At 73.6% G+C, this 12752-nt stretch carries 7 protein-coding genes and 2 pseudogenes; 7 read left to right on the forward strand and 2 right to left on the reverse strand.

Features of this window, described 5'->3' with window-relative positions:
* Positions 1 to 26: 26 nt before the first annotated feature.
* From ACFXAZ_RS18465 to ACFXAZ_RS18490, 6 genes and pseudogenes are all read left to right on the forward strand, one after another.
* Positions 27 to 1046: a transporter substrate-binding domain-containing protein gene (locus ACFXAZ_RS18465; protein ID WP_384591769.1), complete on the forward strand. Its 1020-nt coding sequence runs from the start codon at positions 27 to 29 to the stop codon at positions 1044 to 1046.
* A gap of 217 nt (positions 1047 to 1263) precedes the next feature.
* Positions 1264 to 1938, forward strand: coding sequence for a GNAT family N-acetyltransferase (locus ACFXAZ_RS18470; protein ID WP_384591813.1), 675 nt, complete (start codon positions 1264 to 1266; stop codon positions 1936 to 1938).
* A 328-nt stretch (positions 1939 to 2266) separates the two neighbouring features.
* Positions 2267 to 3478, forward strand: coding sequence for an LLM class flavin-dependent oxidoreductase (locus ACFXAZ_RS18475; protein WP_384591772.1), 1212 nt, complete (start codon positions 2267 to 2269; stop codon positions 3476 to 3478).
* Positions 3479 to 3497: 19 nt separating this feature from the next.
* Positions 3498 to 4949 (forward strand): NtaA/DmoA family FMN-dependent monooxygenase, encoded by a 1452-nt coding sequence (locus ACFXAZ_RS18480; protein ID WP_384591775.1) that lies wholly within the window; start codon positions 3498 to 3500, stop codon positions 4947 to 4949.
* Positions 4946 to 6022: pseudogene (locus ACFXAZ_RS18485) on the forward strand (LLM class flavin-dependent oxidoreductase); the annotation flags it as partial. The gene ACFXAZ_RS18480 and the pseudogene ACFXAZ_RS18485, both read left to right, overlap by 4 nt.
* A 191-nt stretch (positions 6023 to 6213) precedes the next feature.
* The gene (locus ACFXAZ_RS18490) at positions 6214 to 7341 is read left to right on the forward strand and encodes an LLM class flavin-dependent oxidoreductase (protein ID WP_384591778.1); all 1128 of its coding nucleotides are present in this window, start codon (positions 6214 to 6216) and stop codon (positions 7339 to 7341) included.
* A 134-nt stretch (positions 7342 to 7475) separates the two neighbouring features.
* Here ACFXAZ_RS18490 and ACFXAZ_RS18495 read toward each other — a convergent pair whose 3' ends face one another.
* The gene (locus tag ACFXAZ_RS18495; protein ID WP_384591781.1) at positions 7476 to 8561 is read right to left on the reverse strand and encodes a M12 family metallopeptidase; all 1086 of its coding nucleotides are present in this window, start codon (positions 8559 to 8561) and stop codon (positions 7476 to 7478) included.
* Positions 8562 to 8656: 95 nt separating this feature from the next.
* Here ACFXAZ_RS18495 and ACFXAZ_RS18500 point away from each other — a divergent pair, with 95 nt between their 5' ends.
* A complete protein-coding gene (locus ACFXAZ_RS18500) occupies positions 8657 to 11002 on the forward strand; it encodes a LuxR C-terminal-related transcriptional regulator (RefSeq protein WP_384591784.1) in 2346 nt (781 codons plus the stop codon).
* Positions 11003 to 11858: 856 nt separating this feature from the next.
* Here the strand turns inward: ACFXAZ_RS18500 and ACFXAZ_RS18505 are convergent.
* Positions 11859 to 12641, reverse strand: a pseudogene (locus ACFXAZ_RS18505) (CHAT domain-containing protein); the annotation flags it as partial.
* Positions 12642 to 12752: the final 111 nt, after the last annotated feature.

Below are 12752 nucleotides of genomic sequence, written 5' to 3' on the forward strand. Positions count from 1 at the left end.
ATCGAAGACGAAGACAAGGAACAGTCATGTCCACGACCTTCTCGCGCCGCCAACTCCTGCGTGGCGTCACCGCCGTGACCGCCTTCGCCGCGCTCGGTACCACCCTCGCCGCCTGCGGCGGGGAGAGCGACGCCGCCGCCACCACCTCGGCGGCCGGCACGGTCACCGTGGGCCAACTGTCCAACGGGGCCGCCCAGGAGACCAGCATCAAGGTCGCCGAGGTGGCCTCCATCAGCGCCCTGCTGCCCGCCGCCATCAAGGAGAAGGGCACGCTGATCGTCGGGTCCGGCACCCTGCCGTCCGGGTCGCCGCCGCTCGGCTACATAGGCGACGACCAGAAGACCCTCACCGGCTCCGAGCCCGACTTCGCCCGGCTGATCGCCACCGTCCTCGGCCTCGAAGCCGAAGTGTCCCCCTCCACCTGGGAGAACATGTTCATCGGCCTCGACGGCGGCAAGGTCGACGTGGCCATCTCCAACGTCACCGTGACCGAGGAGCGCAAGCAGAAGTACGAGTTCGCCAGCTACCGCAAGGACGACCTCGCCTTCGAGGTGGACGAGAGCAGCGACTGGACCTTCGACGGGGACTACCGCGCCCTGGCCGGCAAGACGGTCAGCGTCGGCAGCGGCACCAACCAGGAGAAGATCCTGCTGGAGTGGAAGGACAAGCTGGCCGAGGAGGGCGAGGACCTCACCGTCAAGTACTACCAGGACAACAACAGCCTCTATCTGGCCCTCTCCAGCGGCAAGATCGACGCCTACCTCGGCCCCAACCCGAACCTCGCCTACCACACCACCGAGACCGCCGGTACGCCTCAGGCGACCCGGATCGCGGGGAACTTCTCCGGCGCGGGGGAGACCCTCCAGGGCTTGATCGCCGCAGCCGCGAAGAAGGGCAGCGGCCTCGCCGAGCCGATCGCCGCCGCGATCAACTACCTGATCGAGAACGGTCAGTACGACCAGTGGCTCAAGGCGTGGAACCTGTCCACCGATGCCGTCGAGAAGTCCGAGATCGACCCGCCCGGCCTGCCGCTGACCAACTCCTGAGCAGCTCCCGAGCAGTTCCTGACCAACTTCTGAGCACCGCCGGAACCGGAAGGGCTTCGCCTCCGTGGCACACCAGACCTACGTCCGCGGCGGCGGAGCCCCGCCCCCGCCCCATGAGCCTCATGGGACCGCCGGTCCCGCCAGCCCCGATGGGCCCGCTGGACCCGCGCCTGACGAGCGCCCACCCGCGCCCGATGACCGCCCGCTCGACAACGCCGTGTGGACCGCGCTGACCGGCCCGCACGCGCATCTCGCCGAGCGGTACGGACAGGCCGCCCGCTACCAGGCCGACATCTACGCCTGCGCCGCGCTCGCCGACTTCCGGGACCCCGCCGCCTGGGCCGACCTGCAGACCCTCGTCGGACCCGGTGCGGTGGTGCAGACCAAGGCGGTCGACCTGGTGCCCGACGGCTGGGAGATCGTCGGCGGCGTGGACGGCGTCCAGCTCGTCGACACCGGGCTGCGCGCCGAACCCGCCCCCGAGGCGGTCCGGCTCGGCCCTGAGGACGTCCCCGAGATTCTGGACCTGGTCGGTCGCACCCGCCCCGGCCCGTTCCTGCGCCGGACCATCCACATGGGCACCTACCTCGGCATCCGGGACCGGGGCCAACTCATCGCCATGGCGGGCGAACGGCTGCGGCTGCCCGGCTGGACGGAGATCAGCGCGGTCTGCACCGACCCCGGCCACCGCGGGCGGGGGCTGGCGACCCGGCTGGTCCGGGCGGTCGCCGCCGGGATCCGCGAGCGTGGGGAGACCCCGTTCCTGCACGCCGCCGCCGGCAACACGGAGGCGATTCGCCTGTACGAGTCGATCGGCTTCACCGTGCGTCGTCGTTCGGTCATCCGACGGGTGCGCGTACCGGGAACACCCGTCCGGGCAGGGACGTTGTGACTTTCGACGAGATGGACCAGGCGCCCGGGGCGCCCGACCCGAGGACGGAGGAGGCCGACGTGACACACATATGCCACGCCGTGCATCTGACCTCGCGGCACCACATAGACCTCAAGCGCGTGGCCACCGCGCTCTGTCGCCGCTGACGCCTTCCCCCGGCTGACCTCGTTCGACTCACATCGCTCGGTCCCGCTCACCCTGCGCTCTCTCGGCTCCTCCCGCTCTCCCGTCATTCCGGCATTCCGGCTTCCGGACAGGCAGGCCCCGCGCCGCGCACTGCCCACCCGGCGGCCCGCACCGTCGTCACCCTCAAGGAAGGCACCGCCCCGTGTCCTCAGCACCCCTCCCCTTCCCGCATCTCGCCGTCGCCCTGGACGGCACCGGCTGGCATCCCGCGTCCTGGCGCGAGCCGGTGGCCCGCCCCCGGGACCTGTTCACCGCCGGCTACTGGGCCGATCTGGTGACGGAGGCCGAGCGCGGCCTGCTCGACTTCGTCACCATCGAGGACGGCCTGGGCCCCCAGTCCAGCCACTTCCTCGACCCGGACGAACGCACCGACCAGGTGCGCGGCCGGCTCGACGCCGTGCTCATCGCCTCCCGCGTGGCCCCGCTGACCCGCCACATAGGACTGGTGCCGACGGCGGTCACCACCCACACCGAGCCCTTCCACCTCTCCAAGGCCATCGCCACCCTGGACTACGTCAGCACCGGCCGCGCCGGAGTGCGCGCCCAGCTCACGGCCCGCCCCAACGAGGCCGCCCACTTCGGCCGCCGTACGATCCGCCGGATCGACGACTACCCCAGCCCGTCCGCGCTGGACGTCGTCACCGACCTCTTCGACGAGGCGGCCGACTATGTGGAGGTGCTGCGCCGGCTCTGGGACAGCTGGGAGGACGACGCCGAGATCCGGGACGCCGCCACGGGCCGCTTCATCGACCGCGACAAGCTCCACTACATCGACTTCGAGGGCAGGCACTTCAGCGTCAAGGGCCCCTCCATCACCCCCCGGCCGCCGCAGGGCCAGCCGATCGTCAGCGCCCTCGCCCACGACACCATCCCCTACCGCTTCGTGGGCCGCGCCGCCGACGTCGGCTACATCACCCCGCACGACACCGCACAGGCCCGGTCGATCGTCGCCACGATCCGCGCCGAGCAGGACGCCGCCGGACGCGCCGCCGAGCCCCTGCATGTCTTCGCCGACCTGCTGGTCTTCCTGGACGACGACGAGCCGACCGCGCGGGCGCGCCGGGACCGGCTCGACACCCTCGCGGGAGAGCCGTACACCAGTGACGCGCTGATCTTCACCGGTACGGCCGCCCAGCTCGCCGATCTGCTCCAGGAGTGGCAGGGCGCCGGACTGACCGGTTTCCGGCTGCGCCCCGCCGTCGCCGGGCACGACCTCCCCGCGATCACCCGCGACCTGGTGCCCGAACTCCAGCGCCGCAGCGCCTTCCGCACCGCCTACGAGGCCGACACCCTGCGCGGACTGCTGGGCCTGGCCCGCCCCGCCAACCGCTACGCCGCCGCCGCGACCGTCTGAGCCGGAGGAACACCCGACCATGAGCAAGCCGCAGAAGCAGATCCATCTGGCCGCCCACTTCCCCGGCGTCAACAACACCACCGTATGGAGCGATCCGCGCGGCGGAAGCCATATCGAGTTCAGCTCCTTCGCGCACTTCGCGCGGACCGCCGAGCGCGCCAAGTTCGACTTCCTGTTCCTCGCCGAGGGCCTGCGCCTGCGCGAACAGGGCGGGAAGATCTACGACCTGGACGTCGTCGGCCGCCCCGACACCTTCACCGTGCTCACCGCGCTCGCCGCCGTCACCGAGCGCCTCGGCCTGACCGGCACCATCAACTCCACCTTCAACGAGCCCTACGAGGTGGCCCGCCAGTTCGCCAGCCTCGACCACCTCTCGGCGGGCCGCGCCGCGTGGAACGTGGTCACCTCCTGGGACGCCTTCACCGGCGAGAACTTCCGCCGAGGCGGCTTCCTGCCGCAGGAGGAGCGCTATTCACGGGCGAGGGAGTTCCTGGCCACGGCCCATGAGCTGTTCGACTCCTGGCGCGGGGACGAGATCCTCGCCGACCAGGACACCGGGGCCTTCCTGCGGGACGCCAAGGCGGGCTCCTTCGTCCACGAGGGGCAGCACTTCGACATCCACGGACAGTTCAATGTCCCGCGCTCCCCGCAGGGCCGCCCGGTGATCTTCCAGGCCGGGGACTCCGAGGAGGGCCGCGAGTTCGCCGCCTCGGGCGCGGACGCCATCTTCAGCCGGCACGCCACCCTGGAGGCGGGCCAGGCGTTCTACACCGACGTCAAGTCCCGGCTGCCCAAGTACGGCCGCCGCGCCGACCAGCTGCTGATCCTGCCCGCCGCCAGCTTCGTCCTCGGCGACACCGACGACGAGGCGGAGGAACTGGCCAAGGAGGTCCGCCGCCAGCAGGTCAGCGGCGCCACCGCCCTCAAGCACCTGGAGTGGGTGTGGAACCGGGACCTGTCCGCGTACGACCCCGAAGGACCGCTGCCCGACGTGGACCCGCTGCCCGGTGAGCACACGGTCGCCCGGGGCCGGGCCCAGGTGCGTATGTACCGCGACCCGCAGGAGACCGCCCGCGAGTGGCGGCAGCTGGCCGAGGCCAACAACTGGTCGATCCGCGATCTGGTCATCGAGACCGGCAACCGGCAGAGCTTCATCGGCTCCCCGGCGACGGTCGCCGCGACCATCAACGACTATGTGCAGGCCGACGCCTCGGACGGCTTCATCCTCGTCCCGCACATCACACCGGGCGGCCTCGACGCCTTCGCGGACACGGTCGTGCCGCTGCTCCAGGAGCGCGGGGTGTTCCGCACCGAGTACGAGGGGACGACCCTGCGGCACCACCTCGGCCTCGACCACCCCGACGAGATCCGGGACGGGAACGAGACAGAGAGCGAGATAGGGAGCGAGACAGGGGGCGAGGTGCGCGGTCACGCTCGCGGGAGCGTTCCCGGCGTACGGGCGGCGTCGTGAGGTTCCTCGCGATCACGCTGATCGTGCATCGCCCGCACCCGGTCACCGGCGTGTGGACCTCCACCCACGACCGCTTCGGGGAGGTGCTGGACAACGCGCAGCTGGCCGAGGAACTCGGCTTCGACGGCTTCGGGGTGGGGGAGCGGCACGAGCGCCCGTTCCTCTCCTCCTCACCGACCGTCGTGCTCAGCCATATCGCCGCGCTCACCCGGCGCATCCGGCTCTTCACCGCCGTCACCACCCTCAGCCTGCTCGACCCGGTCCGCGCCTACGAGGACTACGCCACCCTCGACCACCTCTCGCAAGGCCGCCTTGAGCTGATCATCGGCAAGGGCAACGGCACCGCCCAGCGCGACCTGTTCCAGGTCACGCCCGAGGACCAGTGGGAGCGCAACGCCGAGAGCTACGAGGTCTTCCGGCGCATCTGGCGGCAGGACAAGGTGACCGCCCGCACCCGCTTCCGCCCGCCACTGACCGACGCCGAGGTCTGGCCCCGCCCCCACCAGCAACCCATCCGGGTCTGGCACGGCAGCGCCACCAGCAAGGAGTCCGTGGAGCTGGCCGCCCGCTACGGCGACCCGCTGTTCTCGGCGAACGTCACCCACCCCATCGAGCCGTACGCCGAGCTGATCCGCCACTACCGCGAACGCTGGGAGCACCACGGCCACGACCCGGCGGACATCGCCGTCGGCGCGGGCTCGGCCGGGCTCCTGGTCGCCCCCACCTCACAGGAGGCGCTCGCCGCGTACCGGCCGATCTTCGAGTCCAACCTCGCCTTCGCGAAGGAGGCCGGACTACCGGTCGTCTTCGAGACGCTGGAGGACTTCGCCGAGCGCAGTTCGGCGCTGATCGGCAGCCCCCAGCAGGTCATCGACAAGGTGCACCGCTACCACGAGCAGTTCGGCCACACCGTCCTGCACATCCCGGCGGACGCCGGCGGCCTGAGTGCCACCCGGCACCGCGACTCGCTGGAACTGTTCCAGTCGGCGGTGGCCCCGGTGCTGCGTACGAGGATCCCGGACCCGCCGTTCGGGTGGGGGCCGGTGGTGTCCGGTACGAGTGCCTCCTCGGAAGCCGCGACCGGCTCGGGGACGTTGAGCGGCGGATCGGTGGCCCCCGGATCGGTGCACGGCGGATCGGTGGCCCCCGGACCGGTGCGCGGCCGACCTGCGACCCCCGGACCGGTGAGCGCGACCACCGCACCCGCCACCTCCGAGCCCCCCACCACCCACCCCGCCTCCACCGGACCCTGAGGAGCCGCCCCATGTCCGACACCCCCCTCGGCGTCCTCGACCTGGTGCCGATCTCCTCAGGGTCGAGCGCTCCGGACGCCCTGCGCAACTCCATCGACCTCGCCCGGCGGACCGAGGCGGCCGGCTATGCCCGGTACTGGTTCGCCGAGCACCACCTCAACCCGGGCGTCGCGGGCACCTCCCCGGCGGTGCTGCTGGCCCTGACCGCAGCCGCGACCTCCACCATCCGGATCGGCTCCGGAGCCGTCCAGTTGGGGCATCGCACGGCGCTGTCCACGGTCGAGGAGTTCGGCCTGATCGACGCCCTGCACCCGGGCCGGCTCGACCTCGGCCTCGGCCGCTCCGGCGGACGCCCGCCCGCCGATCCCGCCGGACCCGCGCCGACGGCGACCCCGGTGGTCGACGGCCGCGCCCCGGGCGGCCTGCTGATCCCACCCCGCTTCTCCTACGCCCACCTGCTCGACTCACCCCGGGTCGCCCTGCACCAGCGGCTGGTGCATCTGCCGGGCGCCCGGGCGCAGGACTACACCGAGCAGATCGACGACATCCTCGCCCTGCTCGCGGGCGGCTACCGCTCCCCGGAGGGCATCGAGGCCCACGCCGTCCCGGGCGAGGGCGCCGACCTCCAGGTGTGGATCCTGGGCAGCAGCGGCGGCCAGAGCGCGGAGACGGCGGGCGCCCGGGGCCTGCGCTTCGCCGCCAACTACCACGTCAGTCCGGGCACGGTCCTGGAGGCCGTGGACGGCTACCGGGCCTACTTCCAGCCCTCGGACGTCCTGGACAAGCCCTACGTCAGTGTCTCCGCCGATGTCGTCGTGGCCGAGGACGACGAGACCGCGCGCGAACTGGCCGCCGGGTACGGGCCGTGGGTACGCAGCATCCGTACCGTCGAGGGCGCTATCGAGTACCCGACCCCGGCCGAGGCCCGCGCCCTCACGTGGGGCGAGGCGGACCGGGCGCTGGTACGGGACCGGGTGGACACCCAGTTCGTGGGATCACCGGGGCGGGTCGCCGACCGGCTGGAGCAGCTCCAGGAGGCCACGGGCGCCGATGAGCTGCTGATCACGACGATCACACACGATCACGGGGACCGGGTGCGGTCGTACGAGTTGCTGGCGGGGGAGTGGGCGCGCAGATGACCGGCGCCGTCCCGTAGCGAACGCGTGGCGTGGTCACGCGGACGTCGCCCTCCCCCGAAGGCGGCGTCCGCGTGACCGTTTTCCCCCGGCGCCGGACAGTGGTCCAGCCGCCCGCGTGAGGCCGTCGCGTGCTCTCACCAGCACATGACCGCCGTCTCGCCCGAACCCCAGCCGGAGTACAGGCGCACGCGGACGAAATATCGGCGGCCCTTGACCAGACGGGCCTTGACCGTGGCGTTGTGCGGGGTGCCGCCGTCGTCGTCACCGGCGACGAAGCGCGGTTCCCCGTCCCGCTCCTCGAAGACGACCGCCACGGCGTCGCCGTCCCCGAACACCCCGACCGTGTACTCACGGGTCTGCGTCGGCTCGATCCGGAAGTCCGCCTGCTCGCCCGGCCCGAGCCTGAGCGGCGCCGAGCGGAACGGCACGAGTTCCTCGGGCAGCCCCGTACAGGCCGGCGGATACCAGCGCAGCACGAACTCCTTGTCCAGCGGCGACAGCGCGCCCGGCGGATGCACACCCGCCCGGAACTGCTCGGGCTCCAGTATCAGCCCCGACGGGAACGGATACTCCATGATCGACTGCGGGTCCCACACCGAGCCGTTGACCTCGTCGCGGTCCAGCTTGCGCAGGATGTTGTGGAAGGTGGTGTCCCGGTCCCAGTGGTTCGGCGGGCCCGCCAGCTCGGCGTAGACCGCCTCGTCGTCCCAGTGGATACCGGCGAACGGGCTCTGGTGCTCGTGCAGCATCCCGAGCGCGTGCCCGATCTCGTGCAGCGCGGTGGTGTGCTCGCCGGACGCCGTGAGGTCCCAGCCGAAGTTCACCGTCCGCTCGTTCTGACCGAGGCGCAGCGCGTCGCGGCCGACCGTGGACCAGGAGCCGTCGCCGAGCTGGAACCCGATCCTCAGCTCGGCCTCCGAGCGGTCGTCGACCTCGGCGAAGGACAGCCCGATGCCGAGCCCCTGCCACTCGGCGAAGCAGTCGCGCACCACGGCCCGCTGCTCCTCGGCGCCCACCCAGGACACCCGCCGGGTCTCCCCGGTCCCCGGGACCGGGATGACGGAGGCGTCCGTCTCACCGTCGAAGAAGTAGTAGTGCAGGACCGTGCCGTTGACCCACTTCGCCCGCCCGTCGATGAGCGCACTGAGCCGCTCGGCGGCCAGCCCCGGCGCGAAGGCGGGGGCCGGCTGCTGCGGGAGCGAGCAGTAGCGACCGGTCATGCGTCAAGCCTGCCGTCCGCGCGGCCGGTACCGCCTGAGTCGAGGTCTACTCAAGTCACCGTGTATCAGAACTGAGTACGGGTGCTCATGACTGCGTGACGAGTGATGAACGGAATGCGCGAACCCTGGAACTGCCCTGGCCGTTCACCGGCCGGGAGGAGGAACTGGCGCTGGTGCGCCGCTGCTTGACGGCCGGACGGCACGGCATCGTGGTGACGGGTCCGCCCGGTTGCGGCAAGACCCGGCTCGCCATGGAGGCCGTGCGCGGCACCGATTGCGCCAAGGTCGCCGGGACGCCCGGCACCCATCGCATCCCGTTCGCCGCGTTCGCGCATCTGCTGCCCGAGTCGGTGTCCCTGCACCGCGCGGTCCAACTCCTCTCCGGCGTACGGCTGCTGCTGGTCGACGACGCGCATCTCCTGGACGACGCCTCCGCCGCCCTCGTCCACCATCTGGCCACACACGGCCGGACCAGGCTGGTCGTCGTCGCCCGGGACGGCGAGCCGATGCCCGGCGCCGTCTCCCGCCTGTGGACCGGCGAGGTGCTGCCCCGCCTCGCCCTGGAGGCCCTCCCCGACGACGACATGGCCGACCTCCTCACGGCCGGTACCGGGGGGCGGTTCGAACCGCTCACCGTGAACCGGCTGCGCCGGCTGTGCGGGGGCGATCTGCGACTGCTGCGCGACCTGTCCGGCGCGCTCGCCGGCCCCGGCCTGCTCACGCCCGTCGCTGGCACGGCCACCTTCGCCTGGCGGGGCCCCGTCCCGCTCACCGAGACGGTCCGGCTGCGCGCCGCCCCGGTCCTCGCGCGGGTCGTCCCCGCCGAGCGCGAGACCCTCGACCGTCTCGCCTTCGCCGAACCCCTCGCCCCCGACCTCGACACGTTCGACCTGCCGACGCTCGAACGCCTGGAATCCGACGGCCTGATCGCCATCGACGCGGCGGGCACGGTCCGGCTCGCCCGCGCGCTGTACGGCCCGGTGCTGCGCGCCGCCGCCGGCACCCTGCGCACCCGCCGCCTCGCCCGCACCCCCGACGACTGCGCCCAGGCGCTCAAGTCCGAGGCGGTGGCCCTGGAGGACCGCATCGAGGAGGCCGACGTACGGACCTTCCCGACCCCGGTGGGGAACTGGCTGATGGAGGAGACCGGCACCGTACCCGCCGACTACGCGGCGATCCGCGCCCGGTACGCCCGTCTGCGCGGCGCCCTCCGGGAAGCGTCGGCCTGGGCACGCGAGGGCCTGCGCACCTCCCCGGACGACGCCCTGTGCCGCACCGAACTGGCCCTCGGCGCGGCCCAGTCGGCCGAGCCCGAAACCGCGGAGACGGCGATGTCCGGCCACCCTCACCCCTCACACCGCCTCACGGCATGGCTCGCGGCGGCACGGGGCGACACGGAGGGCGCGTCGGTGGTGTTGGGCGGGGGCGCCGGGGTTGGCCGGAGCGGGGGCGCGCGAGTCGTGCCGGGTGGCGCGGGGGAGTGTGTGGGTGCGCGACTCGCACCGGGGGAAGCCGCGCAGGGTGGAGTGCCCGAGGGGGCGCGGTCCGGGCCGGGTGACGCGGCGGGGGCTGCGGTGAGCGAGGGCGCGCGCGTTGTGCCGGGCGAAGGCGCGCGGGTCGTGCCGGGCGGGGCCGCGCGGGTCGTGGGAGGACAGGGGACGCGGCCTGTGGGAGACCTCGGGGCACGGGCCCTGGCGGGTGAGGGGCTGCCATCCGTACCCGGTGAGGGCACATGGGGCACGCCCCCGCGAGCCATGCCGACGGAAACCCTCGGCACCGTGGCGATCTCGGGCGCGCGGGCCACGCAGGACGGGGCCCGCTCCTCGGAGGCCCGGGGCGCGCGGGACGGGCTGGGGGAGGGCGTCGAGCCCCCGGCCCCGACACCGGTCGGCGACGCGCCGCAGTCCGCCGCCGAACACCCCTACGCCGAGCGGGCTGCGTACATGGAGGCATACGACGCCGTACGCCTCGGTGTCGCCGAGCGGGCCGTCGGGATGCTCCCGCCCGGGAGCCCGTTCGCCCGGCACGCGGAGGCGCTGGCGCGGGCCGACGGGCCCGCACTGGACCGGGCGGCGGCACTGCTGGAGGCGCGGGGCTTCCTGTTGTTCGCGGCGGAGGCGCACGCGCAGGCCGTCGCCGCGCACCGGGACCCGAGCGCCGCGCGGCTGTCCCGAACCCGCGCCATCACGCTGGCCCGCCGTTGTCAGGGCGCCCGCACCCCGGCCCTGTCCGGACTGGCCCTCGGCGAACTCACCGCCCGCCAGCGGCAGATCGTCACGCTGGCGGCGGCGGGCCTGAGCAACCGGCAGATCGCCGAACGCCTCACCCTGTCCGTCCGAACCGTCGGCAACCACCTCTACAGCGCGTACACCCGCCTGGGCGCGAGCGACCGCAGCGAGCTGACGTGCCTGATCGACCTACCGGACGCGGCGTCGGCGTGAGCGGCGGCGCTGGGCGGTGGGGGAGCGCGGGCGCCGGGCCGTGAGGGAGACTCCGGCGCCGTGCCGGAGAGGGGAACGCGCCGGGACCTGCCGGAGTGAGGAGGCCGGGACGTCGTGGCGAGGGCGACGGGACCCGCGTATGCGCCGATCGGCCTCCATGGGGGCGATCGGCAGCCTGCCGACCCCGATCCCGACGGCCGGACCTCCGACGCAGTCGGCTTCAGGCGGGCCACCGCATGCCGCCCCGGCGGCGGCCTGGCTTGTCTCGCCTGGCGGCCCGACCCATGTCGAGCCCAGCGCCCGCGCGGCTTGCGCTGCCTGGCGGTGGACTCCCTGCGTGGCGGGACCGCCTGGGCCATGCGGACGGACGCGGTCCCAGCGATGGCCCAACCTCCGCCTTCCGGCGGCATTCCGGCCGCCGCCGACCTCCCTGTGCCGTTCCGCCGGCGGCCAAGTCCACGCCCCGTCGCTCTACGTCGAGCCCGGCACCAGCCCGCCCCGCGCTGCACGGCGGCCCGATCTACGCCGCCCAGTCGCCAGCAGGCCCGCTCTGCTGCCACCCGCTCCGATGGCGGCCCCGGCGTACGCCGTGCCGAGCGGTGCGTCCCGGGCGTCGGCCCAACCTGAGCGTCCCGGCAGCGGCTTGACCGGCGCCGCCTCCCCATGCGGCCCCACGGCGGCCGACCCACGCAAAACCGGCCTGCTCGACCCCGGCCCACGCCACCCGGCGTCAGCCCGGCCCGTCCACCTCCCGCAGCCCGGCCGCACGCAGCCCGGCCAACACCGGCCCCAACAGCCGCACGCAGCCCACGCCGCCGCCACCCCCGTCCTCCGTCGGCCCCCGCCCCCACCCGACCTACGCCGCCCCGAACGCCGAGAACGCCCAGCCCGTCGCCTGGTGGGTCGCGTCGTTCGGGAGGGAGGCTCGGGCGTCTCGGAGGGACTCCGCGAGGGAGAGGCCCGCGTCGATGCCCTTGTGGAGGGCGAGCATCAGGGGGACCACGGCGGCGTCGTTGACGGGGGCGCTGCACGCGACCACGCCCGCGGTGCCGTGCGGGAGGAGGGCGGTGACCAGGCCGAGGAGTTCGTCGGCGCCGACGGACGCGAAGCGGGCGGTGTCGCAGCAGGAGAGGATGATCCGGTACGGGCTGCGGGCCAGGCGTTCGAAGTCATGGACGATCAGCGGGCCGTCGGACATGCCCAGGGACGAGAACAGCGGGCTGTCGGCGCGGAACGTGCCGTGCGCGGCGATGTGCGCGAGCGCCGCCCCGTCGAGTTCCTCCAGAACGCGCGGCACGCGCGCGTGGTCGCCCTCCAGGACGACCGGCGCGGCATAGCGCTGGGCGAGTTGGGGGACCTCGGCGCCCTCGGTGGCGAGCCCGGGACCGCGTACCAGGACATGCCGGCCGCCGGGCGGGGGCGCGGTCTCGTGGGCCCGCAGCCAGCTGCCCGCCGACGGCGACACATTGACCACCCGTTCGCGCAGCGAGGGCAGCAGCGCCCAGGGCACGCGGTGCAGCCGTCCGGGCGGTACGACCACGACCGGGCCGCCGCCCAGCTGGGCCGCCGCCGGGCCCAGGAGCAGCTCCTCAAGGCGCCGGCCCATCGCCTCCACCAGCGGCAGGGGGGCCGCCGCCCCCCGGGCGGCGAGGGCCCGCCCACCCCCCTGGGTGTGGCCCCCCCCCCCCCCCGCGCCCCCGCCCCCCCCCCCCCCCGCGCGGCCCCCCCCCCCCCCCCCCCCCAGGCGCCC

The sequence above is a fragment of the Streptomyces sp. NPDC059477 genome (genome assembly GCF_042749375.1).
GTDB lineage: Bacteria > Actinomycetota > Actinomycetes > Streptomycetales > Streptomycetaceae > Streptomyces.

Bases quoted from the DNA above. Each gene is read 5' to 3' on its own strand.
- ACFXAZ_RS18465 (WP_384591769.1), top strand. From the start codon at position 27: ATGTCCACGACCTTCTCGCGCCGCCAACTCCTGCGTGGCGTCACCGCC.
- ACFXAZ_RS18480 (WP_384591775.1), top strand. From the start codon at position 3,498: ATGAGCAAGCCGCAGAAGCAGATCCATCTGGCCGCCCACTTCCCCGGC.
- ACFXAZ_RS18490 (WP_384591778.1), top strand. From the start codon at position 6,214: ATGTCCGACACCCCCCTCGGCGTCCTCGACCTGGTGCCGATCTCCTCA.
- ACFXAZ_RS18495 (WP_384591781.1), bottom strand. From the start codon at position 8,561: ATGACCGGTCGCTACTGCTCGCTCCCGCAGCAGCCGGCCCCCGCCTTC.